The organism is Streptosporangium sp. H13245, assembly GCF_055690525.1.
On record NZ_JBSZKT010000012.1, the window covers coordinates 143,500 to 167,010 of the forward strand.

At 72.0% G+C, this 23,511-nt stretch carries 20 protein-coding genes and 1 riboswitch; of the genes, 10 read left to right on the forward strand and 10 right to left on the reverse strand.

What is annotated here, in order from left to right; genetic code table 11:
* Window positions 1-258: 258 nt before the first annotated feature.
* Together ACW9TB_RS20380 and ACW9TB_RS20385 are read left to right on the forward strand one after the other, a co-directional pair.
* Window positions 259-5,748, forward strand: a complete 5,490-nt coding sequence (locus ACW9TB_RS20380; RefSeq protein WP_472749603.1) for an ATP-binding protein — start codon at window positions 259-261, stop codon at window positions 5,746-5,748.
* Window positions 5,749-6,190: 442 nt separating this feature from the next.
* Window positions 6,191-7,330, forward strand: a complete 1,140-nt coding sequence (locus tag ACW9TB_RS20385) for a ricin-type beta-trefoil lectin domain protein (RefSeq protein ID WP_472749604.1) — start codon at window positions 6,191-6,193, stop codon at window positions 7,328-7,330.
* Window positions 7,331-7,422: 92 nt separating this feature from the next.
* Here the strand turns inward: ACW9TB_RS20385 and ACW9TB_RS20390 are convergent, their stop codons facing one another.
* From ACW9TB_RS20390 to ACW9TB_RS20405, 4 genes are all read right to left on the reverse strand, one after another.
* Window positions 7,423-7,848, reverse strand: a complete 426-nt coding sequence (locus ACW9TB_RS20390; RefSeq protein WP_472749605.1) for an SgcJ/EcaC family oxidoreductase — start codon at window positions 7,846-7,848, stop codon at window positions 7,423-7,425.
* Between the two features lie 66 nt (window positions 7,849-7,914).
* Window positions 7,915-9,021 (reverse strand): serine hydrolase domain-containing protein, encoded by a 1,107-nt coding sequence (locus ACW9TB_RS20395; RefSeq protein ID WP_472749606.1) that lies wholly within the window; start codon window positions 9,019-9,021, stop codon window positions 7,915-7,917.
* A 229-nt stretch (window positions 9,022-9,250) separates the two neighbouring features.
* Window positions 9,251-9,736, reverse strand: a complete 486-nt coding sequence (locus tag ACW9TB_RS20400; protein ID WP_472749607.1) for a Clp protease N-terminal domain-containing protein — start codon at window positions 9,734-9,736, stop codon at window positions 9,251-9,253.
* Window positions 9,733-9,969 carry a hypothetical protein gene (locus tag ACW9TB_RS20405; protein WP_472749608.1) on the reverse strand — a complete coding sequence of 79 codons (237 nt, stop codon included), beginning with the start codon at window positions 9,967-9,969 and terminating at the stop codon, window positions 9,733-9,735. The genes ACW9TB_RS20400 and ACW9TB_RS20405 overlap by 4 nt, the downstream gene beginning before the upstream one ends.
* 361 nt (window positions 9,970-10,330) lie before the next feature.
* On the opposite strand from ACW9TB_RS20405, the gene ACW9TB_RS20410 reads away from it, so the two are divergent.
* From ACW9TB_RS20410 to ACW9TB_RS20425, 4 genes are read left to right on the forward strand one after another with little or no spacing between them, the layout of a single operon-like run.
* Window positions 10,331-10,639, forward strand: a complete 309-nt coding sequence (locus ACW9TB_RS20410) for a hypothetical protein (protein ID WP_472749609.1) — start codon at window positions 10,331-10,333, stop codon at window positions 10,637-10,639.
* On the forward strand, window positions 10,636-11,769 hold the full coding sequence (locus tag ACW9TB_RS20415) for a bifunctional WXG100 family type VII secretion target/C40 family peptidase (protein ID WP_472749610.1): 1,134 nt from the start codon (window positions 10,636-10,638) through the stop codon (window positions 11,767-11,769). The genes ACW9TB_RS20410 and ACW9TB_RS20415 overlap by 4 nt, the downstream gene beginning before the upstream one ends.
* Window positions 11,770-11,829: 60 nt before the next feature.
* A complete protein-coding gene (locus ACW9TB_RS20420; RefSeq protein ID WP_472749611.1) occupies window positions 11,830-12,945 on the forward strand; it encodes a transglycosylase SLT domain-containing protein in 1,116 nt (371 codons plus the stop codon).
* 50 nt (window positions 12,946-12,995) lie between these two features.
* Window positions 12,996-13,616, forward strand: a complete 621-nt coding sequence (locus ACW9TB_RS20425) for an L-threonylcarbamoyladenylate synthase (protein WP_472749612.1) — start codon at window positions 12,996-12,998, stop codon at window positions 13,614-13,616.
* 5 nt (window positions 13,617-13,621) lie between these two features.
* On the opposite strand, the gene ACW9TB_RS20430 is transcribed toward ACW9TB_RS20425, so the two are convergent.
* On the reverse strand, window positions 13,622-15,937 hold the full coding sequence (locus tag ACW9TB_RS20430; protein ID WP_472749613.1) for a rhamnogalacturonan lyase family protein: 2,316 nt from the start codon (window positions 15,935-15,937) through the stop codon (window positions 13,622-13,624).
* Window positions 15,938-16,414: 477 nt separating this feature from the next.
* Entirely contained in the window at window positions 16,415-17,107 is a 693-nt protein-coding gene (locus tag ACW9TB_RS20435; protein ID WP_472749614.1) for a hypothetical protein, read from the reverse strand.
* A gap of 328 nt (window positions 17,108-17,435) precedes the next feature.
* Window positions 17,436-17,631, forward strand: a riboswitch (cobalamin riboswitch).
* 253 nt (window positions 17,632-17,884) lie between these two features.
* On the opposite strand from ACW9TB_RS20435, the gene ACW9TB_RS20440 reads away from it, so the two are divergent.
* Window positions 17,885-18,232, forward strand: coding sequence for a hypothetical protein (locus ACW9TB_RS20440; RefSeq protein WP_472749615.1), 348 nt, complete (start codon window positions 17,885-17,887; stop codon window positions 18,230-18,232).
* 190 nt (window positions 18,233-18,422) lie between these two features.
* On the opposite strand, the gene ACW9TB_RS20445 is transcribed toward ACW9TB_RS20440, so the two are convergent.
* Both ACW9TB_RS20445 and ACW9TB_RS20450 read right to left on the reverse strand, forming a co-directional pair.
* On the reverse strand, window positions 18,423-19,481 hold the full coding sequence (locus tag ACW9TB_RS20445; RefSeq protein WP_472749616.1) for a methyltransferase: 1,059 nt from the start codon (window positions 19,479-19,481) through the stop codon (window positions 18,423-18,425).
* Between the two features lie 102 nt (window positions 19,482-19,583).
* Window positions 19,584-20,411: an SDR family NAD(P)-dependent oxidoreductase gene (locus ACW9TB_RS20450; protein ID WP_472749617.1), complete on the reverse strand. Its 828-nt coding sequence runs from the start codon at window positions 20,409-20,411 to the stop codon at window positions 19,584-19,586.
* A gap of 97 nt (window positions 20,412-20,508) precedes the next feature.
* Here ACW9TB_RS20450 and ACW9TB_RS20455 point away from each other — a divergent pair, with 97 nt between their 5' ends.
* The 3 genes from ACW9TB_RS20455 to ACW9TB_RS20465 all read left to right on the forward strand — a co-directional run bounded on the left by ACW9TB_RS20455 (window position 20,509) and on the right by ACW9TB_RS20465 (window position 21,837).
* Window positions 20,509-21,114, forward strand: coding sequence for a TetR/AcrR family transcriptional regulator (locus tag ACW9TB_RS20455; protein ID WP_472749618.1), 606 nt, complete (start codon window positions 20,509-20,511; stop codon window positions 21,112-21,114).
* Window positions 21,115-21,278: 164 nt separating this feature from the next.
* Window positions 21,279-21,515: a hypervirulence associated TUDOR domain-containing protein gene (locus ACW9TB_RS20460; RefSeq protein ID WP_472749619.1), complete on the forward strand. Its 237-nt coding sequence runs from the start codon at window positions 21,279-21,281 to the stop codon at window positions 21,513-21,515.
* Window positions 21,508-21,837 carry a DUF3140 domain-containing protein gene (locus ACW9TB_RS20465; protein WP_472749620.1) on the forward strand — a complete coding sequence of 110 codons (330 nt, stop codon included), beginning with the start codon at window positions 21,508-21,510 and terminating at the stop codon, window positions 21,835-21,837. The genes ACW9TB_RS20460 and ACW9TB_RS20465 overlap by 8 nt, the downstream gene beginning before the upstream one ends.
* Before the next feature lie 153 nt (window positions 21,838-21,990).
* Here ACW9TB_RS20465 and ACW9TB_RS20470 read toward each other — a convergent pair whose 3' ends face one another.
* A complete protein-coding gene (locus ACW9TB_RS20470) occupies window positions 21,991-22,734 on the reverse strand; it encodes a cation efflux transmembrane domain-containing protein (protein ID WP_472749621.1) in 744 nt (247 codons plus the stop codon).
* Window positions 22,731-23,111 (reverse strand): ArsR/SmtB family transcription factor, encoded by a 381-nt coding sequence (locus tag ACW9TB_RS20475; protein WP_472749622.1) that lies wholly within the window; start codon window positions 23,109-23,111, stop codon window positions 22,731-22,733. The genes ACW9TB_RS20470 and ACW9TB_RS20475 overlap by 4 nt, the downstream gene beginning before the upstream one ends.
* Between the last annotated feature and the right edge of the window lie 400 nt (window positions 23,112-23,511).

A 23,511-nucleotide genomic window follows, 5' to 3' on the forward strand; every position in this document is an offset into this window, starting at 1 on the left:
GCCGAGATCCCTCGGCCTGGCGGCGATCGTGGACCGGTGGCCGGGAGCCGATCCCGGCGGCGGCGGGTCGCCGCGTGCCCGGGATCAGATCGGTGGCATGCCACATCGCCCCGAAGGGTACGTTTGTGCGAGCCTCACAACTCCGGTCGCGAAAGACGCTCAGTCCCCGCCATTCCGGTAGCCGGGGGTGGCCGAGAGGATGTATCCGGTTGGGGCGGGGACGGCCGCCGTGTGCACCGCCTTCGAAAGGTTCGCTCAGTGTTCAGTCGTGTCGCCATCGTCAACCGCGGTGAAGCCGCCATGCGGCTCATCTACGCGGTTCAGGACCTAGCCGCGGAGATGGGGACACGGATCGAGACCGTCGCCCTCTACACGGACTCCGACCGGACGGCCACGTTCGTCCGTGAGGCGGACATCGCCTACGACCTGGGGCCCGCCGCGAACCGCCCCTACCTGGACCACGCGGTCCTCAGGAAGGCCCTGGTCGAGACCGGCGCGGACGCGGCCTGGGTCGGCTGGGGCTTCGTGGCGGAGGACCCGGCGTTCGCCGAGCTGTGCGCCGAGATCGGCGTGACGTTCGTCGGCCCGGGGGCCGAGGCGATGCGCAGGCTGGGCGACAAGATCGGCTCGAAGCTGATCGCCGAAGAGGTCGGCGTACCCGTCGCGCCGTGGAGCCGAGGCCCGGTGGAGACGCTGGAGGACGCGAAGGCGGCGGCGGACCGGATCGGCTACCCGCTGATGCTGAAGGCGACTGCGGGCGGCGGCGGCCGGGGCATCCGGAAGGTCTCCGACGCCGACGAGCTGACCCGGGCCTACGAGCTGACGCGGCAGGAGGCCGAGCGCGCGTTCGGCAGCGGCGTCGTGTTCCTGGAGCGCCTGCTGACGGGCGCCCGGCACGTCGAGGTGCAGGTCATCGCGGACGGGCAGGGCACCGCGTGGGCGCTGGGCGTGCGCGACTGCTCCGTGCAGCGGCGCAACCAGAAGATCATCGAGGAGTCCGCCTCCCCGGTCCTCGACGCCGCGCAGGTCGCCGAGCTGAAGGCGTCGGCCGAGCGGCTCGTACTCGCGGTCGACTACCGGGGCGCGGGCACCGTCGAGTTCCTCTACCACCCCGGTGAGCGGCTGTTCGCGTTCCTTGAGGTCAACACGCGTCTGCAGGTCGAGCACCCGATCACCGAGATCACCACCGGTGTCGACCTGGTGAAGGCCCAGCTGCACGTCGCGGCGGGCGGCAGGCTCGAAGGCGACGCGCCCGGGGAGTGGGGGCACGCCGTCGAGGCGCGCCTGAACGCCGAGGACCCCGACCGCGACTTCGCGCCCTCGCCCGGCCGGATCGCGCGGCTGGCGCTGCCCAGCGGCCCCGGCATCCGGGTGGACACCGGGTTCAGCGAGGGCGACACGATCCCCGCCGACTTCGACTCGATGATCGCCAAGATCATCGCGCACGGCCGTGACCGCGCGGAGGCGCTGGCCCGCCTGCGCCGCGCGATGACGCAGACGATAGTGATCATCGAGGGCGGGGTGACGAACAAGGGCTTCGTCCGCACGCTGCTCGACGAGCCCGCGGTGATCGACGGATCCGCCGACACCGGCTGGATCGACCGGGTGCGCGCCCAGGGCGCCCTGGTCTCGCACCGGCACTCCGCGATCGCGCTGATCGCCGCCGCCGTCGAGGCCTACGAGGACGAGGAGGCCGTGACGCGGCAGCGCTTCCTGGCCGCCGCGCACGGTGGCCGCCCGCAGTCGCAGCACGAGAGCGGGCGCGCGCTGGAGCTCAAGCTCCGCGACGTCGGCTACCGCGTCCAGGTCGCCCGCACCGGCGGCCACCGGTTCCGCGTCGGCATCTCGGCGGGCGGCCCCCAGCACGCGGCCGACGTCGGCATCGAGCGCTTCGACGAGCACAGCGGCCAGCTCACCGTGAACGGCGTCCGCTTCAAGGTCGTCACGAGCACCCACGGCCCGATCCACCTGGTCGAGGTCGACGGCGTCACCCACCGGATCAGCCGCGACGAGGGCGGCATCGTACGCTCGCCCGTGCCCGCGCTCGTGGTGGCCACGCCGCTGCAGGCGGGCGACGAGGTCGAGGCGGGCGCTCCGCTGCTCGTGGTCGAGAGCATGAAGATGGAGACCGTGCTGCGCGCGCCGTTCCGCGGCCGGGTGCGGGAGCTCGCGGTGTCGGTCGGCAGCCAGGTGGAGGCGGGCGCCCGCCTGCTCCGCCTGGAGCCGCTGGGTGACGGCGACGAGGCGGCCGGTCCCGCGGCCGAGGTGCGGGAGACCGAGCTGGACCTGCCGTCCGAGCCGGTGGACGTGCCCGCGGCCGAGCGGGCCGCGCGCGGCCTCCAGGACCTGCGCGGCCTCCTGCTGGGCTTCGACGTCGACTCGCAGGACGAGAAGCGCCTGCTCGACGGCTACCTGGCCGCGCGCGCCGAGCTCGTCGCGGAGGGCGAGCACGAGCCGTCCGGCGAGGTCGAGCTGCTGCGCCTGTTCGCCGACCTGAGCGAGCTGAGCCGCAACCGGCCCGCGGGCGAGGAGACGAAGTCCGACTCCTCGGTGCACAGCCCCCGCGAGTACTTCCACACCTACCTGCAGTATCTGGACCCGGACCGGTCCGGCCTGTCGGAGAGCTTCCAGCAGCGGCTCACGCACGTGCTGTCCCGCTACGGCGTCGAGGGCCTGGAGCGTACGCCGGAGCTGGAGGACGCGGTCTTCCGGATCTTCCTGGCCCAGCGGCGCGCGTCCACCGACGTCGCCGTGGTGACGACCCTGCTGCGCCTGTGGGCCGAGGAGGCCCCGCCCGCCGAGGCGGACCGCGTCACCGTCGGCCTGACGCTGGAGCACCTGGTCGCCGCCACCCAGGTCCGCTTCCCGGCCGTCGCGGACCTGGCGCGCGGCGTCGTGTTCGCCTGGTTCGCCCAGCCGCTGCTGCGCCGCACCCGCGCCAAGGTCTACACGACCGTACGCAAGCACCTGCGCCACCTCGACCAGCACCCGGACGCGCCCGACCGCGCCGAGCGGATCTCCGCCATGGTCGCCAGCGCCGAGCCGCTCGTCCGGCTGGTCGGCCAGCGGATCGGCCGCGAGAACGTGGACCCCGTGCCGCTGCTCGAGGTGCTGAGCCGCCGCTACTACGGCAACCGCGCGCTCAGCGACATCCGGGTGAGCAAGGCGGCGGGCTGCACGTTCGTCGTCGCCGACCACCGCACCGCGACCGGCAACGGCCGCCTCGTGGCCACCGCGGTCGACTTCCCGGCGCTGGCCGAGGCGGTCAGGGCGGTCGGCGAGTTCGCCGGTGACGGCGAGCTGGTGGCCGACATCTACCTGACCTGGCCGGGCGGCCCGAGCGACCCCGAGGAGATGGCCGCGAGCCTGCGCGAGGTCATGGCCGACCAGCGGCCGTCGAACCGGGTCGGCCGCATCGTCACGACCGTCGCGGGCAACAGCGGCGCCGTGATGCACCACCACTTCACCTTCCGGCCGTCCGCGGACGGCTTCGTGGAGGAACGGCTGCTGCGCGGCCTGCACCCGCGCATCGCCGAGCGCATGCAGCTGGAGCGGCTGCGCGACTTCGACCTCACCCGGCTGCCCGCGCCCGACGAGGAGGTCTACCTCTTCCGGGCCACGGCACGGCAGAACCCCTCCGACGAGCGTCTCGTCGCCCTGGGGCAGGTCCGCGACCTGACCCCGCTGCGCGACGACGGGGGCAGGCTCGTCGCGCTGCCCGCGGCCGAGAACATCCTGGCCACCTGCCTCGACGCGATCCGCCGGGCCAGGAAGCCCGGCGCGAAGGCGTCCGCCACGAACCGGATCGTCATCTACGTGTGGCCGCCGAACGATCTCTCGCCGCACGACCTGAGCACCGTGGCGAAGCGCGTGCTGCCGACGACGGCGGGCGCGGGCCTGGAGGAGGTGCTGTTCCTCGGCAGGCGCCGCGACGGCGCCACCGGCGAGCTCGTCGACACCGCCGTCCGGATCGGCTACGACGTGGGCTCCGGCGTGCGGCTGTCCGTCGTACCGCCGCCGACCGAGCCCATCGAGCCGCTGGACGACTACCGCCAGGAGGTGCTGCGCGCGCACAGCCGGGGCACGCACCACCCGTACGAGCTGACCGGCATGCTCGCCGGGCCGTTCGGCTCGTTCACCGAGTACGACCTGGACGAGCACTCGGAGCTGGTCCCGGTGAACCGGCCCAAGGGGCGCAACACCGCCGCGCTCGTCGCGGGTGTCGTCAGCACGCCCACGCCGCGCCACCCGGAGGGCATGACCCGCGTCGTGCTGCTGGGCGACCCGACGAAGGCGCTCGGCGCGCTGTCGGAGCCCGAGTGCGCGCGGGTGATCGCCGCGCTCGACCTGGCCGAGCGGATGCGGGTGCCGCTGGAGTGGTTCGCGCTCTCCGCGGGCGCCCGGATCTCGATGTCGTCCGGCACCGAGAACATGGACTGGGTGGCGGCCGCGCTGAAGCGGATCGTGAACTTCACCCAGGACGGCGGTGAGATCAACATCGTGGTCGCGGGCATCAACGTCGGCGCCCAGCCGTACTGGAACGCCGAGGCCACGATGCTCATGCACACCAAGGGCATCCTGGTGATGACGCCGGACTCCGCGATGGTGCTGACGGGCAAGCAGTCGCTCGACTTCTCCGGCGGCGTGTCGGCCGAGGACAACCACGGCATCGGCGGGTACGACCGGATCATGGGCCCGAACGGCCAGGCACAGTACTGGGCGCCGGACATCCGCGGCGCGCGGGAGGTCCTGATGTCGCACTACGACCACAGCTACGTCGCGCCGGGGGAGAGCGGGCCGCGCAGGGCGGTCACCAGCGACCCGGTGGACCGCGACGTGTCGACGTTCCCGCACTCCGTGCCCGACAGCGACTTCACGACGGTGGGCCAGATCTTCTCCGTCGAGTCCAACCCGGACCGCAAGAAGCCGTTCGACATCCGCACGGTCATGCGCGCGCTGTCCGACCAGGACCACCCGGTGCTGGAGCGGTGGGCGGGCATGGCCGACGCGGACACCGCCGCGGTCCAGGACGTCCACCTCGGTGGCCGTCCGGTGTGCCTGCTGGGCATCGAGTCCCGGTCCGTGCCGCGCCGGGGGTTCCCGCCCACCGACGGCCCGGACACCTACACCGCGGGCACCCTGTTCCCGAGGTCGTCCAAGAAGGCCGCCCGTGCCATCAACGCCGCCAGCGGGAACCGCCCGCTGGTCGTGCTGGCCAACCTGTCGGGGTTCGACGGCTCGCCCGAGTCGATGCGCAAGCTGCAGCTGGAGTACGGCGCGGAGATCGGCCGCGCGGTGGTGAACTTCAGGGGTCCCATCGTGTTCTGCGTGATCTCGCGCTACCACGGCGGCGCGTTCGTGGTGTTCTCCAAGGCGCTCAACCCGAACATGACCGTGCTCGCGGTCGAGGGCTCGTTCGCCTCGGTGCTCGGTGGTGCCCCGGCCGCCGCGGTGGTCTTCGCGCGCGACGTCGACAAGCGGACCGGCAACGACCCCCGCGTGCTCGCGCTCGCCGCCCGGGTCGCGGAGGCCCCGGCCGCCACGCGGACCGCGCTCGCCGCCGAGCTGGCCGAGCTGCGGGCCTCCGTACGGTCCGAGAAGCTGACCGAGGTGGCCACCGAGTTCGACCGGGTGCACAGCATCCAGCGGGCGGTCGACGTCGGCTCGGTGGACGCGATCATCAGCTGCGCCGAGCTGCGGCCCCGGATCGTCGAGGCGGTCGAGAAGGGCCTCGCCCGGCAGCCCTGACCCGCTCCCGAAGAGCCGGGCGCCCGTCCTCTCCCGGGCGGGCGCCCGGCTCTTCGCGTTCTTCGTCCTCGCGCTCGCGCGCATTCACCGGTACGGGTGGGAGCGGACCGTCGTGGGGGATATCCGCTGTTTCTGACAATTGAGATAACAGCATTGACAAAAGTCGGTAATTTAATCTTTGCTTAGCATCCGATGTCTTCCGGTCTGGCGGCAGTACGTCTGTCCGATGTCCATGTGGCATCCGGGAGACGTCCCGGCGGTCCGGGACACCGCGTGACCGGCGGCACCCGGCCCTGATCCGGGGCCGCACCGGCGGCACCGGCCGACAGCGGACCTTTCCACCCCCCTGTACGACGCACCCGTCCCCGCGCGGCGGACCCCTTTCCGGCCATGACGGCCCGCCGGGGCCTGCCCCGGGACGGTGCAGACGAAAGGATCAGCTATGCGACGCAGCTCCAGGAGGTTCTGGGCCGCCGTGCTCGGGTTCGTCCTCGCCGCCGGGTCGGCGATGGCGACGGCCACCCCCGCACAGGCCACCCCCGCGCAGGCCGGGTCGGCACAGGCCGAGTCGAACGGCGGCGTGCGGGTCATGCCGCTCGGTGACTCCATCACCGACGGGTTCAACGTGCCCGGCGGCTACCGCGTCAACCTGTGGCAGCGGATGGTCGCGGGACAGCACACGGTCGACTTCGTCGGGTCCGGGTTCAACGGACCGGCCAGCCTCGGCGACCACGACCACGAGGGCCACTCGGGGTGGCGGATCGACCAGATCGACACGAACATCGCCGCCTGGCTGCGGACCTACGCCCCCCGCACCATCCTGCTGCACATCGGCACCAACGACATGACCCAGAACTACAACGTCGCGGGCGCGCCCGGCCGGTTGTCCGCGCTCATCGACAAGATCCGGGCCGGTGCGCCGACGGTCGAGCTCTTCGTCGCGCGGATCACACCGTCCGCCGACCCCTCGGTGGAGGCGCGGATCCAGGCCTTCAACGCCGCCGTGCCCGGCATCGTCGCGCAGAAGGGGCCGATGACCCACCTGGTCGACATGCACTCGGGGTTCACCACCGCCGACCTCGCCGACGGCCTGCACCCGAACGCGGGCGGCTACGACAAGATGGCGGCGCGCTGGTTCTCCGCGCTGCAGGCCGTGCCCGGCAGCCTCACCTCGCCGTCCGTGCCGCCGGTCGGCACCGCCGTCTCGCTGTCCAACCCGCAGTCGAACCGCTGCCTGGACGTCTCCGGGGTCAGCACCACCCCCGGCGCGCAGATCCACATCTGGGACTGCCACGGCGGGGTCAACCAGCGCTGGACCCGCACCGCGGCCGGTGAGCTGCGCGTCTACGGCGATCGCTGCCTCGACGTGAACGCCAATGGCACGGCCAACGGTACGAAGGTGCAGATCTGGACGTGCAACGGCGGCACGGCGCAGAGGTTCACCTTCACCACCGGCGGCACCGTCGTGGGCGCCGGGTCGGGCAAGTGCCTCGACGTGGCGGCGAGCGGGACCGTGAACGGGACGCTCGTACAGCTGTGGGAGTGCAACGGCTCCGGGGCGCAGCGCTGGTCCGTGCGTTGACCGCCGCCGTGGGGGCGCGCGCGGGCGCCCCCACGGCGGACGACCGCCCCACCTCGGTACCGGGTAGTGTCCGGGACCGGCGGGTGTGACGGTCAGGAGTCGAGAACCCCCGTGTTCTGGCAGGCGACCAGGCGCCAGTGCCCGTCCTCCTTCGCCATCACGAACAGGGGGGTGCCCTCGCCGTCGTCCCCGGACGGCTGCCCGTCGCCGCTCGCGTACAGCTGACGCACCTTGACGGCGGCGACGTCGGCCCGGATGAACAGCACGTGCGCCACCTCCATCGTGCAGGTGAGGCCCTTCATCGCGCCGGGGAGCACCTGCCGGGTGAACGCCGAGATCTCGTCCCGGCCGAAGAGCCGCCTGCCGCCGCCCGTCGTCCAGATCGCGTCGGCCCGGAACAGGCCGACGAACTCCTCGACGAGTTCGTTCTGCTGGGCGTGCTGGACCGTGGTGACCACCTGCTCGATCGCCCTGATCTCGGCCGCGCGTGTCCGCTCGTCGATCTCTGTCGTCTCCATGCCGACGATGGTGCTACCTCTAGTTGACTTGAGGTCAACCGCCGCCGGTGACGGGCCGTACGGGGGTCAGGAGGCCGGGTTCCGGGAGGTGGCCGGGCAGAAGCGCGTCTCGAAGAGCGTGGTGAAGGTCTCCACGAAGTCGTTCCAGTCGCCGTTCAGGTTGCTCACCAGCGTGCTGCCGCCCTGGCGGTCGCCCATCGCGTACGACATCGAGCCCTGGATGAAGCCGCCGCCGCCCCAGACCGTGACCCCGCACGGGAGCTTCTGGGAGTAGACGCCGAGGCCGTACCGGGTGTCCGGGACCCAGTCCGAGCCCTCCGTCGAGACGGTGGTGAACATCTCCTTCTGCTGGGCGGGCGGCAGGAGGCGACCGCCCAGCAGGGCGCCCAGGAACCGGTGCAGGTCCGAGGTCGTCGAGACCATGCCCCCGGCGGCCCCCGCCCAGCTCACGTCCATCTCGGTCACGTCGTGAATGTCCGCGCCGGTCTCGCCCAGCTTGGAGTAGTGGCGGGCGTGCGGGCCGCGGATCGTCTGCTCGGCGCCCGGCAGGTAGGTGCCCGTCAGGTGGAGCGGGCGGGCGACGCGGTGCTCGATCGCGTCCGCGAGGGTCGTGTCCGCCGCACGCTCGACGATCATTCCCGCGAGGGTGTAGTTGATCTTGGAGTAGATGAAGCGCTTACCCGGCTCCTCCGGGCGCGGTGTCTCCTGGCCGAGGATGGCGTCGGGGAGTCCGCCGGTGTGGTTGAGCAGCCGCCTGACGGTTATTCCGGTGCCGTCCGCGCCGAGATACTCCTCCACGACACCGGGCAGCCACGTCGCCACCGTGTCGTCCAGGGAGAGCCTGCCCTCGGCCGCCAGTTGCAGGACCACCGTGCCGGTGAACGCCTTGGTGAGGCTTCCGATGCGGAAGTGCTCACCCGGCTGACGCCCGAGACCGGTCGTCATGTCGGCCACCCCCGCGGTGCCGAACCACGGTGGCCTGCGGGCGTCCCTCAACTCGGCGACGATGCCGGGGCCGCCGCCGTCGGCCACGGCCCGGTCGAGCACCCGCCGGATCTCGGGGTGGTCCCGGTCGTGGTCGCGGTCTCGGTCGTGGTCGCGGCCGGTCGCGGAGGCGGCGGTCATCATGACGGTCAGGGCGGCGGCGAGCAGGCCCGCCTGAACCTGGAACATCAGCGTTTTTCTCCTTGGGCATGCCGGAAAGAGCTGAGGGCGAAAAGAGGGGGGAAGGTCGCCGAAGGTGGCGGGAGGCGTCGCCGGTCGATCCGCTCGGATCGTCACGCCGCCGAAGGGCGTGCCCGGCGGAAGCGGGACGCGGGGTACGCAGAAAAAGTAGAAAACGCGGAGGATGTTGAGGGGCCGGGGGCGCGCTCCGGGGCGTGGAAAGGGCCGGTGCGGGTCGTTACCCGAGGTCGTCGTTCGCGATGGTGTCCTGGACGCGGGTCAGCAGGTCGCCACGGTCGACGCCCGCGAGGGCCAGGGCGCGCGGCACCGTGCCGACCTCGGCCCGCAGGATTCCGATCAGCACGTGCGCCGGACGCAGATCCTTCTTACGGGACGCCGAGGCGAAGCCGCGCTCAAGGGCGAGCTTGCCCGTCGCGCCCATGGCGAGCGTGCGCTGCCACGCGGTGCTCGGCCGGGGGAGGCCGTAGGAGGCGCGCGACACCCCGGCCGCGCCCAGGCTGTGGTCGAACTCCCGGTCGAGGGCGGCCTGGACCGCCGGGTGGTCGAGGCCCGCGGCGGCCAGGACGCGCTGTGGGGCGGTGCCCTCCTGGGCCGCGACGGCCAGCAGGAGGTGCTGTGCCTCGACCGTGGCCGATCCGTTCCTCCGCGCCTCGGTCATCCCCTCCATGAAGATCGTATGGAGGTATCTGTCGAACGTGTTCACGATGAACGTCTCCTCAGCTTGACGCCCGCGGCGATGAGCCGCTTGGCGTGCTTCCTGTGCACCGCCTGACGGGTCACGCCGAGCGCCTCGGCGACCTGTGGCCAGCTCCAGTCCGCGCGCATCGCCTGCTCGACGGCGGCGTCCTCCAGCTGGTCGGCCAGGCGCCGCAGTGCCACCGCGGCGGCCAGCGCGTCGGCGGGGTCCTGAAGGGCGGGGATGTCATTGGCGGACATATAAGCAACATTAATTGACTAATCCGAAGTTAGTCAACACGTGTTGCTTATAAGTCGAACCCGCGGGTCTTCGACGATGTGGCGAAGCCGACCGTCCACGTCGTGGAGCCCCGGCAAGATGCCCCTCCTGGGCGTCGACCCGGTCGAGCCGAGCCCGGCCTCCCGGTCGAGGGCGAGGCCACCGCGGTCATCGACTGAACCGGCCGGGGCGAATGCGATTTTTGTACTGCGATGATCGCCGTCGGGTGGATAAGATCGCTTCCAGGTAGATATGACCGGACGGTGGGCAAGCAACCGGTCAACGAGCCAAATCGCCGTCCGGGCGGGCGTTCTCCCGGCGGCGGCGGAGGGAGCGGCTCCGGTGGGAAACCTCGACCTGAATCGTGAGGCGCTGGCCAAGCTGCGCGTCGCGGTGAACACCCAGGGGGGAAAGCTCGCCGGTGTCGGCGACGGCTTCCCGGCCAAGGGCGGCGCGAGTCCGTCGCTCTTCGGGACCCTGACCGGCGCCCAGGAGCTGGCCGACGCGATCGGCCGGGTCGAGGAGCACGCCGACAGCGAGCTGGCCACGGTGAAGAGCCGCCTTGACGGTGTCGAGCGTGCCCTCGACACCATCGAGGACAACGTGATCGCCGCCCATCGGGACACCGGGAACCAGCTCCCCGCGATATGACCGACATGGACGCCGTGGCGGCGCTGCCCGGGGGTCAGGCCCTGGCCGCGCTGGCGAAGAAGACGGACGGTGACCCCGTCGCGATCCGGGCGGTCGCCACCCGGTGGCGTACGGCGGCCGGGTCGTCCACCGAGCCGTTCGCGCTCCTGAACAAGGCGGTCAACCGGGTGGACACCGCCTGGAAGGGCGCCTCCGCCGACGCCTTCGTGGCGTACATGCGGCGCTACGGCATCACGGGCGGTTCCCTGCGAGACGCGCTGGGCGACTGCGCGAACTCGCTGGACACGGCCGCGGGCGCGGTCGAGACGGCGAAGTCGAACGTCGGCCGGGTCTGCGACGACCTGCTGGCCTGGGTGGCGGAGTACCGGCGCCTGAACCCGAACGCCACCGAGGAACAGCTCAGGCCGAACATCGTCCCGCAGGTCGAGGTGGCGGTGTCCCGCGCGCAGGGGTACGTCGACTCGGCCGAGACCGCGCTGTCCACCGCGCGGGGCGAGATCGACAAGCATCTCGGCGACGCCCTGCTGTTCTCCGCCATCCCGGCGGCGGGCGACCAGAGCTTCGTCCCCGGCCCCGGGCACACCACCCTGTGGGTGCCGGTGCCCGAGGAGGACCGCACCACCACACTCGCCGGTACGGAACCCGGCCCGCAGGGCGGCGGAGGTAACGGCGGTGGCGGACAGGGCGGTGGCGGCGGGCAGAGTAGCGGCAGCGGTGACGGCGGCGGCGCGGGTGGCGGGGGAGGGGGAGGCCGGGCGATCCCGTACACGGTCACCGGCAACGGCACCGGAGCCGACATCGTGGCCGCCGCGAGGAGCCACATCGGCAAGCCCTACGTCTGGGGTGCCGACGGGCCCGACGCGTTCGACTGCAGCGGCCTGGTGCACGTCTCGCTGAACGAGGCGGGAATCAAGATCGGGGACAACACCGCCGCCGGGTACCAGGTGAGCGGCCAGCCGATCAGCGGTCCGCCGCAGCCGGGCGACATCATCTTCTTCGGCGACCCGGCGACCCACTGCGCCGTCTACATGGGCGACGGCCAGATGATCGCCGCCCCGAAGCCGGGCGACCACGTCAAGATCCAGCCGGTGGCCGGCGCGCACCCCATCACCTACCGGCGCTTCACGTGAGCGTCCGTACGAGGTCCGCACGACGATGACCGACCAGACGACCGAACAGATGGCTGGTAGATGACCGACATGGACGCCGTGGCCGCGCTGCCCGGGGGAGGGGAACTGGCCTCCCTCGCCGGAAAGGCCAAGGGGGACCCGGCCGCGATCCGGGCGATCGGCACCCGCTGGCGCGAGGCCGCCGCCGGGACGGTCACACCGCTCGGCGCCCTCGGCTCGGCCGTCACCGGCGTGGACGCGGCGTGGAACGGCGCCTCGGCCGACGCCTTCGTGGCCTACATGCGGCGCTACGTCCGCGTGGGCGACACGCTGCACGACGCGTTCGCCAACTGCGCCAACTCGCTGGACACGGCCGCGGGCGCGGTCGAGACGGCGAAGTCGAACGTCGGCCGGGTCTGCGACGACCTGCTGGCCTGGGTGGCGGAGTACCGGCGCCTGAACCCGAAGGCCACCGAGGAACAGCTCAGGCCGGCTATCGTCCGGCAGGTCGAGAGCGCGGTGTCCCTCGCGCGGGAGCACGTCGAAACGGCGGAGACCGCGCTGGCCACGGCCACCGGCGACCTCGGCAGGCACCTCGAAGAGGCCGTCCCCGGCTTCGCCGGGATACCGGCGGCGGGCGACGAGAAGTTCGTCCCAGGCCAGGGGCACACCACCTCGTGGGTGCCGGTACCGGCGAGCCAGATCGCCCCGGCGTCGTACACCGGGGGCGGCGGCTCGTCACCCGGCGGCGCAGGCGGGGGCGGAGGCGGAGGCGAGGGCGGGTTCGGTGGCTACGGGCCCACCGGCGCCCCGCCGCCGGGCGGTGGACCGGCGCCCGAGGGCGAGGTCGCCGACTGGATCCGGCAGGCGATCGAGATCCTCACGGCCCAGGGCTATCCCGCCGACAAGATGAACGTCAACGACATCTGGCTGATCATCCGGCACGAGTCGGGCGGCGACCCGCACGCCATCAACCTCTGGGACTCCAACGCGTCGGCCGGGCATCCGTCCAAGGGCCTCATGCAGACGATCGACCCGACGTTCTCCCGGTGGGCGCTCCCTGGGCACGGCGACATCTACCACCCGGTGGACAACATCATCGCCGGAGTGCGGTACGCGATCGAGCGGTACGGGTCGGTGTCCAACGTGCCCGGAGTGCGGGGCAGCAAGGACGGATCGGGGTACGTCGGCTACTGAGCCCCCCTCCGCTTTCGTCGTTCCGGGTGCTGTGCTCCTAAGCTCGGGGGGTGGCGAAATACTTCGATGTGCATCCCGACAGTCCCCAACCCCGGCTGATCGGCCAGGTGGTCGAGCTTCTGCGTACGGACGGGCTGATCGCGTACCCCACGGACTCCGGCTACGCGCTGGGGTGCCGGATGGGCAACAAGGAGGGCATCGACCGGATCAGGGAGATCCGCGACCTCGGCAGTGACCATCACTTCACCCTGGTCTGCAGAGACTTCGCCCAGTTCGGGCAGTTCGTTCATGTGAGCAATGCGCTGTTCCGTTCGATCAAGGCGGCGACCCCCGGCGGTTACACGTTCATCCTGCCCGCGACCAAGGAGGTGCCGCGGCGGCTGCTGCACCCCAAGAAGAAGACGGTCGGCGTCCGGATCCCCGGCCACGTCGTCACGCAGGCGCTGCTGGCCGAGCTCGGCGAGCCGCTGGTGTCGAGCACCCTGCTGCTGCCCGACGAGGCCGAGCCCCTGACGCAGGGCTGGGAGATCAAGGAGAGGCTCGACCACGTGGTGGACGCCGTCATCGACGCCGGTGAGTGCGGTGCCGTCCCGACCACGGTCGTCGACCTCTCCCAGGACGAGCCCGAGATCCTCCGGCGGGGCACCGGAGACCCGTCCCCGTTCGAATAGGAGGGTCAGGGCAGGTAGACCTTCGGCTGCGGTGGGGTGGCCATGCCGTCGCCGATGAAGAAGCCCGGGTGCGGCGGCTGGTTGTAGGCGGTGTTCTGCCAGGCCAGGGCGACCCGGTACTGCGGGTCGTGCAGCAGCGTGTGGATCTTGACGTTGGTCGCGTTCGGCGTGCTGTAGATCCGCAGCGCGGTGTTGCCGGAGGTGGGCCAGACGATCTCCTCGCGCCAGTCGCCGAGCAGGTCGCCCGACAGGGACGGGGTGGACTTGGTGCCGTTGTTGGAGTGCACCCCGGAGGCGGTCAGCAACCGGGTCTCCCCGCCGGTGCCGTACTTGTCGACGCGGGTGCCGTCCACCAGCTCGCGGACCGGGTCACCGTCCCACCAGGCCAGGAAGTTGGCCGAGGAGGGGGTACGGCCGACCGGGGCCCCGGAGGAGTTGTACAGGTTGCCCATGTTGGTGCCCGCGCCCCAGAACTCCGCCCCGGGGCTTCCCGCGTGGACGTCGGCGGCCACGCCCCGGCCGGGTCCCTCCGCGCCGCCGTTGCCCGGACGCTGCCAGAGGACCTGCCCGGTGCGGGCGTCGTGCACGTCGGCCGCGGGCTGGTCGCCCGACTCGTGGATGGTGAACACCTCCAGGCCGGACCGGCCCGGGATCAGGTCGCCCACGTGCAGCGCGTCGCCGTGCCCGAAGCCGGTGCGGTACATGCCGGTGCCGTTGTCGTCGATCGTGGCCGAGCCGTAGACGATCTCCTGCCTGCCGTCGGCGTCCACGTCGGCGACGGACAGCTGGTGGTTGCCCTGCCCGGCGTAGCCGCCGTTGCCCGAGGAGTTGGAGTCGAACGTCCAGCGCCGGGTCAGCGAGCCGTCGCGGAAGTCCCAGGCGACGACGACCGCCCGGGTGTAGTAGCCGCGCGCCATGATCAGGCTCGGCCGCCGTCCGTCCAGGTACGCCGTACCGGCCAGGAACCGGTCCACCCGGTTGCCGTAGCCGTCCCCCCAGGAGGAGACGGTGCCGCGCGGCGGCTCGTAGCCGACGGTCGACATCGCGGCGCCGGTCTGGCCGTTGAACATCGTCAGGTACTCCGGCCCGGCCAGGACGTAGCCGGAGGAGTTGACGTGATTGGCGCTCGCGTCGCCGATGGTGACGCCCCGGCCGTCGACCGTGCCGTCGGCGGTCTTCATCGCCACCTCGGCCCGGCCGTCGCCGTCGTAGTCGTACACCTGGAACTGCGTGTAGTGGGCTCCGGCGCGGATGTTGCGGCCCAGGTTGATCCGCCACAGCCGGGTGCCGTCGAGCTTGATCCCGTCGATGTGGACCGGGCCGGTGGTCCCGGACTGGGAGTTGTCCTTGGCGTCGCCGGGCTCCCATTTGAGCACCAGGTCCAGCCTGCCGTCGCCGTCCAGGTCGCCCGTGCTCGCGTCGCTCGCGGTGTGGTCGCCGCTGGGCGGGCTGATCGGCACGTCCAGGTAGCCGCCGCCGAAGCGCAGCGAGGCCCCCGAGGCGCCCTGCTCGACGCCGCCGACCACGGCGCGCACCGTGTACGAGGCGTCGGCCGCGGCGCCGGGGTCCAGGTGGTTGGTGGAGGTGGTGACGGTGGCGATCCGGGTGCCGCCCCGGTAGACGTTGAACGCGGTGTCGCGGGACTCGGTGCCCAGCAGGCGCCAGGACACCAGGTTGCCGCTGCCGGAGCGCACGCTGATCAGGCCGCGGTCCAGGTCCTCCATCTGCTTGGCGTCGCCGGGGACCGGGTCGGTGGCGCCGACCCTTACGAGCCGCCACTGCTGGTTGGCGCCGTTGAGGTCGGTGTACTGGGAGAGACGGCCACCGTCGGCGGTGGACCACTCCCAGGTTTCGAGGGCCTTGCCGCTGTTGCGGTTGATCAGGCGGATGTGGTCGGCGTCGCTGTCGACGACGCGGAACTGCTGGTTGGCGGCATTGGTGTCACCCCACTGCACGACGTTGGCGCCGTCGGCGGTGGAGCCGGAGGCGATGTCGAGGACCTTGCCGCTGTGGCGGGAGCGCAGCCGGTAGTAACCGCCGCCGGAGTCGACGAACCGCCACTGCTGCCAGGCGCCGTCGTTGCGGGACCACTGGACGATGGGGGCGCCGTCGCCGGTGGCGAGGTCGAGGACGTCGACGGCCTTGCCGCTGTGCCGGTTCACCAGGAGATACCAGGCGCCGGTGTCGATCGTCGCGGCGGCGGCCGGGGCGGCGGCCACCAGCGACTGGCACAGCGCGAGCAGCATCGCGACGGCTGCCGCGAGAGCCGCGCCGGTATGACGGCGCGCGCGTCGCGGGGGAGGGCTTGCGAGTCTGTTCACGGGGGGAGTGCCTCTCGTTACGTACGGTGGGACCACGAACGCGCGACGGATGCCGTTAGCGCTAACATTTCCGCCGGATGTCTGGCGCTTCACAGGTACGAAGGCAGATGTGTGCCAAGTGTTGGCACCGGCGTCGCGACCGTCAAGAAGCGTGCGCGGTTCCCGGAGGCCCCGGCGTACGACCGGCGTCCCGCGCGCCCGTCCCGGTCATCGCCGCCCGGCGACCGGCCCGCGCGTCACCTGCGCCTCCCCGACGCCTTCCCTGCGCCTTCCCGGAGACCGGAGCCGTCCACGGCGGCGCCTCCCCGGCTCGCGGGGAAACCCCGGGAGCTGAAAGTTTCAGCACCGCGACGGTACGCCCGCCGTCGCGGCCACATCCGCACGGTCATGCCACGGGCGCGCCGGTGGCATCGTCGGGGAGCGGGTGCTCGCGTGAACCCAGGTCGCGCTTCGGCCGTAGGACCTCGATCCTGCCGTTCAGCCGTGCTCGCCCTCCGGGATGCCGTCCGAGGAGATGGCGCCCTCCTCCGGGGTGCTTGTCAGGTAGGCGTGCTGGTGGCCGTTGCCCGCGTCGACGTTGAGCTGGTCGAGCTGGGTGGCCGCGACGGACCACAGCGCGACGGCGGTCGAGCGCTGGCGCGCGGCGAGGTCGAGGAAGGTCTGCCGGGTGTCCTCGGGAAGCCGCAGCCCGGCCGCGTACGTGTCGATCGCCGTGGCCAGGGCGGTCACCGCGCCGCGGAGCCCGCCGCGCGCCACGTTGGTCGCGGTCGATCCCGAGGGGGTGGGCGCGTGCTTTTCCGCGGTCTCGCGGAGGACCCGCTGCCAGTCGGTGACCTGCTCCGGTTTCGCGGGCTGCGCGTCGGCGGTCCTGTCCTGGGGGAGTGCCTGGGCGAGTGCGGACAGGACCTTGTTCAGGTCGTCGGCACTCGTGCGCGCCAGGGTGGTCAGCTCGCGGATCTGCTGGACGTCCCGTTTCGCCTCCGCCTCCCGCATGTCGGCGATGGCGACCTGGGTGGCGTCGGGGCTGCCCACGGCGTGGCCGATCACGGCTCCGAGCGATCCCGCTATCAGGGTGGCGGCGAGGACGGCGACGGTGTAGCCGACCCGGTTCGACCGGCGGGCGCCGGGCTGGGGTCGGGCCGATACCGGTCTGCCCGTCTTCTGAACCACTGACGACTCCTCTTTGTCCCGAGACCCCGGCGAACGGCTGACGCCGAGGCTACTGTTCCCGGCGATCTCCGTCCATCTTTCGCCGCTTGATCGAGGATTTTCCCAGAAAAGACCCATTTAGCACACCATCACCGCATGTACGGAATGAGGAACGCGCGGCCGGATCCGGCTCGGTCGCGCCTCATCTGAGGAATCTACATTGTAAAGGCGTCTGGTCGACCTCAAGATCATTTTTGGGGGGCTCGCCGCCCACGGACAAAGCGCACCGACGGAGGAAGGGCGCCTGTCACCCCGTCACGGTTCCGAGCCGAGGGCCGAGGCTGTCCGCTTTGTCGTTGATGGGTGGTGTGCGAGCATGGTCGACGTAGGCGAGCGCGGAACGAGGAAGCCGGTGTGAATCCGGTGCGGTCCCGCCACTGTGATCGGCGAGCGAATCCCGACGAAGCCACTGCCCGGGACAACGGGTGGGAAGGCCGGGAGGAGCGTTGACCCGAGAGCCAGGAGACTCACGCGGTCGCCACCTCGCGGAAGTTGGGGCGGATCTCCCCAGGAGAGGAACGGTGCTCGTCATGCCTGGACCCCGGTCTCCCGGCCCTGGACGTGTCCGGTGACCCCGCCTCCCGGCCGTCGCCGGGGAACGGCACCCGCGTCCCGCCCTCAGGAGAGCGCGTACGGGCATGCGGCGGAACGAAGGAGCCACACCGGCATTCCGCACGTGCGGGCGCTGCCCCCGGGGCTCGGCCCGCTGGACCGTACCGGAAAGGGCGTCGAGCACGCATGAGCAGGATCACTGTCTGTCGCGGCTGCTGTTGCGGCAGCAGCCGCAAGGTCCCCGGCCTCGACCACGACGAGCAGGTTCGCCGCCTTTCCCGGATCGCCGACGTCCGCCTCAGCGACTGCCTGGACGTGTGCGAGCAGGCCAACGTCATCGTCGTCCAGCCCACTCCCGCCGGGCGGGTGGCCGGTGGGCGGCCGGTCTGGCTGGGGCTGGTCAACCAGGACGAGGCCGTCGACGACATCGCCTCCTGGCTGCGCGCGGGTGGTCCCGGACTGTCCGAGGCGCCCGCCGTTCTCGGCCTGTACCAGATCACCCCACCGGCCCGGCGGAGGCCCGAACGTCCGTGAAGGTCTCCGCGCGCGAGGATGACGACGGTCGGGCGGGTTCCACGGCGCCGTTCCCGGCTCGGCCGTGTCGCCGTAGCCGTACCGAGCGGCCAGGTGTCCTCGGCGGGGTGTCCGAGCGGGGGTTCGGCGGAGTACCACCGGATGATCCGGTCACCGGCCCGCGATCACGGCGTGGGTGTCCCCGTCGTCGTCATCGGCCCGGTGGGGCGCAGTCGAGGATGACCTGTCCGAGCGCGGTGTCGTGGACGCCGACGAGGTCGAGCCCGGCTTCGGCGGCGATGGCGGCGTAGTCCTCGACGGTGCGCTCGCGACCGCCGCTGAGGACGAGCATGCGCAGGTTCATCTCGGCGAACATGGCCGGATCGTCGCCGGGACCGCCGTTCGACTCGATCATGACGACCCGTCCGTGCCGCCCGGCCGCGTCGGCGCACCGGCGCAGGATCAGCAGGGCGTCGTCGTCGCCCCAGTCGTGCACCACGCGTCTGAGCACGTAGGCGTCGCCTCCGGTGGGCAGCGGGTCGAAGAAGCTCTGGCCGACGAACTCGCACCGCGTGTCCAGCCCGCGTTCGGCCAGGTGGCGGCGTCCCCGCTCCACCGTGCCCGGCAGGTCCACGAGCGTGGCCCGGATGTCCGGGTTGGCGCGCAGCACTTCGGCGAGCAGGGCGCCGGTGCCGCCGCCGACGTCGACCACGTGCCGTACGCCGGACCAGTCGTACCCCTCGGCCGCGTCGGCGACGTAGTCGGGTCCGGAGGCCATCGTCGCGTCGAACGACGCGCTCATTCGCGGGTTCGCGGCGAGATGGTCCCAGAACGGGGCGCCGAAGACCGTCTCCCACGCCGGTCGCCCGGTGCGGGCCGTGTGGAGCAGGCCGGTGAACGCCAGGTCCATCTGCCCGCCGAAGCCGTCCAGGTCGAGCCGCGCCCGCATCCCGGCGGGGTGGCCGGAGGCGAGCAGCGCGGCGGGCTCGTTGGCCGCGAACCTGCCCGGCTCCCGTTCGGTGAAGATGCCGTGGCAGGCCAGGTGGCGCAGCAGCCGGTCCAGCGCGTCCGCGTCGGCGCCGGAGCGGCGTGCCAGCTCCTCGACGGGCACCGCGTCACCGGCCATCAGATCGGTGAGCCCCAGCGTGGCCGCGACCCGCACCGCCATCGGGGTGACCAGGTCCGTCGCGGGTGCCAGTATCTCCGATGCCGCCTCCCAGGCCGACGGCCGTCGGTGCTGCTCGTTGTGGTCGTTCTCGGCGGTGGTCATGTCACGGAACTCTCCTCGCGCGGGGCCGGGTGTCGCCTGTTCGAAAGCTACCGGGTGGCCGGTCCGCTCGGTCTTGGACAAATCGGCACTCGGGCGAACGGGTCAAGGGCGCAGCAGGTGGCCGGTCAGGTCGTACAGGCGCTGGGCGGCGGCCGGGTCGAGGGAGGGCAGGGAGGGGTCGAGCGGGCGGCGGCGGTCGTAGGCGAGCAGGCCGCCCCTGCCCGGCGGGTCGTCCATCAGCTCGATGATCGGCGCGATGGCCTTCTCGACCGGCTGGGCGGCGAGCCTGGCCAGTAGTTTGATGACGGTCTTGGTCGGTTGCCCGAGGTGGTCGGTGCCGCTGTCGGTGAAACCGGGGTGGTGCAGCAGGTAGCGGGTGCGGGCGTCGGGATGGTTGGCGGCGTACGCGACGCCCAGGAGGTCGGTGGCGCGTCCGCCCTGCAGCATGGCCTTGATGCCGCCGTAGCCCTGCCTGAGTGACAGGTCGTCCCAGTGGACGCGGCCCTTGGTGACGCCGACGCCGCAGACGTTCACGATCATCGGGTTCTCGCCGCGCTCCAGCAGGCCGGTCAGGCCGTGGGCGAGCAGGAAGCGGCTGACGTAGTACAGGGCGAAGGTGGCCTCGTAGCCGTCGGGAGTCTCCACCCGCCGCGGGAAGTGACGGATCGCGGTGGAGATCAGGCCGTCCAGCGTGTCGTGCCGCGCCGTGATCTCCCTGATCACTCGTGCGTTCTCCGCCACCGAGGTCAGGTCGGCCCGCAGGAAGGCGGCCCGTTCCGCGGCGCCCAGCCCGGCGGCCTCGTCGAGGAGGCGCCGCCCCCCGGCCGGGTCGCTGCCCACGACCGTCACCCGGTCGCCCCGGCGCAGGAAGTGCAGGGCGAGCCCCCGGCCCATGCCGCGTGTTCCGCCCGCCACGACATATGTCCCCATATTTCACCTCATAAGTCATCGAACGCTGACTTGAAGGAAGGTAGCACGACCCCCGCGTAGAATGTCAACGATCGATGACTAAGTGAGGGAGTCCGCGGTGCGGAAGAGGGACAGGGAGGCCACCCGGGCGCGACTGCTGGAGGCCGCCAGGCTGCGCTTCGCTCGCGAGGGCTACGACGCCACCAGCGTCCGCGACGTCGCCAGGGACTCCGGCGTCGACGCCACCCTCATCTTCCGTTACTTCGGGTCCAAGAAGCGGCTCTTCGACGAGGCCACCGCCGCCGACGACCTCCCCGCCGACCTGCTCGAAGGCCCCCCGGAGGAGCTGGTCGCCCGCATGGTGCGCACGGTCGTCGACCACGACTGGACGAAGTACGGCGGCGAACACCCCCTGGTCGCCATGCTGCGCTCCTCGGCCCACGAGGACGCCCGCCTGCGCATCCGCGAGGAGGTCTGCGGCACCTACGTCAACACCCTGCGGGACCTGGCCGAGGGCGAGGACGCCGAGCTGCGGGCCGAGCTGCTCAGCGCCTGGATGGTCGGCATCGGCATCCTGCGCTCGGTCGTGGGCACCCCCGCCCTGGCCGACGCGCGGGCCGCCGACCTGGCCCCGCACATCGCGACCGTCGCCACCGGCCTGCTCGGCCGCCCGATGTCGGGAACCGTGAATCAGGAGAGTGAACCCGGCGGGGAGCCCCGGTGACACCCCCGGCCGGTCCTCGTGCAGCGCCGGAGCGGCAAGCGGCGGGTAACCGCCGGGCAAACACGGGCCCGGAAACCGGGACGTCCCGTCGATCGTTGAGGGGGATCCGGTCCGGTGGGGCACCCCGCGGCGAGTTTTCAAGCGGTACGGGGTATCTGCAGGTCATGACTGACAAGCGCAAGCGGGACGACCTCGGCGTGGGCGATGACGTCACGTGGAAGAGCCACGGCTCGTCGGCCTCCGGCAAGGTCGAGAAGAAGATCACGGAGCGAACCGAGGTGGGAGGACACACCGTGGACGCCTCGGCTGACGATCCTCGGTACGTCGTACGCAGCGACAAGAGCGGCAAGACCGCCGTGCACAAGCCGTCGGCGCTGCGCCGGAAGGACCGTCGTGACTGACGACGGCGAGCGGATCGCCGCGGACTTCGACCGGGCGGTCAACATGACGGCCGCGGAGCTGGAGCGCTGGCTGAAGACGGAGGAGTCCAGGAGCGTGGGGGACCGGCCGGACGGCGGGGAGTCGACGGGGCACCGGTCCGGCCACCGGATCGCCGAGATCCTGCGGAAGCGGAAAGACGGCCTGGGGCAGGACGACTACGCCCACATGCGCAAGGTGGTCGGGTACGTCCACCGCCACCTGGCGCAGCGCCCGTCCGGGGACGTCCAGGAGACTCCCTGGCGCTACTCGCTCATGAACTGGGGGCACGACCCGCTCAAGTGATGTGCGGGGGGACGCTTCCGTGAGGGTGACGGCCGTCGCGACTCGGGGCCGGTACGCGGGGGCGATCCCAAGATCACTGGGAGGCGCCCGGTATCCGGAGGGTCCGCCGTGCGACTCCCGCGTTCCCCCCTCCGGCCGGTAGCCGGAGGCCGGTCATCGGGCGCCCCGGTGGCCGGTGGAGCAGCAGCCGTCGGCGCATCCGCCCGAAGCCGGGGCCGGTGCGGCGGCGGGTGTGGAGGTCGAGACGTCGGCGGCGAGCGGGTGCGGGGCGCAGCAGGCGTTCCCGCGCCAGGCCTCGCGGCCCTCCTTGACCGCCACCGTGGCGATCACGAGTGCGGCGACCGGGTCGGCCCACGACCAGCCGAACAGGCTGTTGAGCGCGAGGCCGGTCAGCAGTACGGCCGACAGGTAGGTGCACAGCAGCGTCTGCTTGGAGTCGGCCACCGTCGAGGCCGAGCCGAGCTCGCGGCCCGCGCGCCGCTGGGCCGCCGACAGGAACGGCATGATCACCAGGCTGAGCGCGGCCAGGACCAGGCCGGGAGTGGAGTGGCCGGGCTCGCCGGTGCCGAGCAGGGCGCGTACGGCGTCGAAGGTGACGTAGGCGGCCAGCGCGAAGAACGACAGCGCGATGATCCGCAGAGCGGTCCTCTCGCGGGTTTCGTGGTCGGCGCCGGAGAACTGCCAGGCGACCGCGGCGGCCGAGGCCACCTCGACGATCGAGTCCAGGCCGAAGCCGATCAGGGCGACGGAGGAGGCGGCGGCGCCCGCGGTGATGGCCACCGCGGCCTCGATCACGTTGTAGGCGATCGTCGCGGTGACCAGCAGCCGGATCCGGCGCCGCAGCGTCTCGCGCCGGTCGGCGGCGGGCCTGAGGCCGGGCGTGCCCGGTGCCGTCATGATGGCACCCCCTGCCCCGCGGGGCCGGGCGTCGGGCACAGGCTGACCGTGTGGCCGGTGGCGGACAGGAGCTGTTCGGCCGAGGCCAGCAGGTCCATCAGTTCCGGCCGGGTCAGCGCGTAGAACGACTGGCGTCCTTCGGCCCGGTAGTCGACCAGCCCGCAGCCGCGCAGGCAGGCCAGGTGTTTGGAGACGGTGGACTGGGCCAGTCCCAGCTCGCCGGTCAGGTCCACCACCCGCGCCTCGCCCCGGGCCAGCCGGGCCACGATGCGCAGCCGCGTCTCGTCGGACAGGGAGTGAAACAGCGCCGCCGCGGGGGAGACACCCGCGGCGATGTCGGCGTTCACACACCGGCCCGCATCATCTTTAATCGCCATAGGGCGATGATAGCTATAGAAAGGGATGCATTGGCAAGGGGTGAGGGCGACGGCGCCGGGTGTCACGCCCGCGCCCTGACGATCCGGCCGCCTGAGCGGGTAGTCCCCGTTCCCGGCGGCGGTCCCCGGCCCCGTGCGGACGCCTGAACGGGTCGTCTCCGCTCCCGGTGGCGGTCCGCTCCGGCCTCGTGTGGACGCTTGAGCGGGCTGTCCCCGGTTCCCGGTGGCCCGCGTGTCGTGGTCCCTGGCCCGGCTCCGGCCCCGGCGCGGACGTCTGAGCGGGTTGTCTTCGCTCCCGGCGGTTCGCGTGTCGCGGTCTCCGGCCCCGGCTCCGCTCCTGAACGGGGTGTCCCCGCTTTCGGCGGCCCGCGTTGTCGCGGTCCCCGGCTCCGTGTGGACG

Excerpts from the sequence above, each read along its gene's own strand:
- ACW9TB_RS20385 (WP_472749604.1), top strand. The coding sequence starts at position 6,191 with ATGCGACGCAGCTCCAGGAGGTTCTGGGCCGCCGTGCTCGGGTTCGTC.
- ACW9TB_RS20390 (WP_472749605.1), bottom strand. The coding sequence starts at position 7,848 with ATGGAGACGACAGAGATCGACGAGCGGACACGCGCGGCCGAGATCAGG.
- ACW9TB_RS20395 (WP_472749606.1), bottom strand. The coding sequence starts at position 9,021 with ATGTTCCAGGTTCAGGCGGGCCTGCTCGCCGCCGCCCTGACCGTCATG.
- ACW9TB_RS20405 (WP_472749608.1), bottom strand. The coding sequence starts at position 9,969 with ATGTCCGCCAATGACATCCCCGCCCTTCAGGACCCCGCCGACGCGCTG.
- ACW9TB_RS20415 (WP_472749610.1), top strand. The coding sequence starts at position 10,636 with ATGACCGACATGGACGCCGTGGCGGCGCTGCCCGGGGGTCAGGCCCTG.
- ACW9TB_RS20420 (WP_472749611.1), top strand. The coding sequence starts at position 11,830 with ATGACCGACATGGACGCCGTGGCCGCGCTGCCCGGGGGAGGGGAACTG.
- ACW9TB_RS20440 (WP_472749615.1), top strand. The coding sequence starts at position 17,885 with ATGAGCAGGATCACTGTCTGTCGCGGCTGCTGTTGCGGCAGCAGCCGC.
- ACW9TB_RS20445 (WP_472749616.1), bottom strand. The coding sequence starts at position 19,481 with ATGACCACCGCCGAGAACGACCACAACGAGCAGCACCGACGGCCGTCG.
- ACW9TB_RS20450 (WP_472749617.1), bottom strand. The coding sequence starts at position 20,411 with ATGGGGACATATGTCGTGGCGGGCGGAACACGCGGCATGGGCCGGGGG.
- ACW9TB_RS20460 (WP_472749619.1), top strand. The coding sequence starts at position 21,279 with ATGACTGACAAGCGCAAGCGGGACGACCTCGGCGTGGGCGATGACGTC.
- ACW9TB_RS20470 (WP_472749621.1), bottom strand. The coding sequence starts at position 22,734 with ATGACGGCACCGGGCACGCCCGGCCTCAGGCCCGCCGCCGACCGGCGC.
- ACW9TB_RS20475 (WP_472749622.1), bottom strand. The coding sequence starts at position 23,111 with ATGGCGATTAAAGATGATGCGGGCCGGTGTGTGAACGCCGACATCGCC.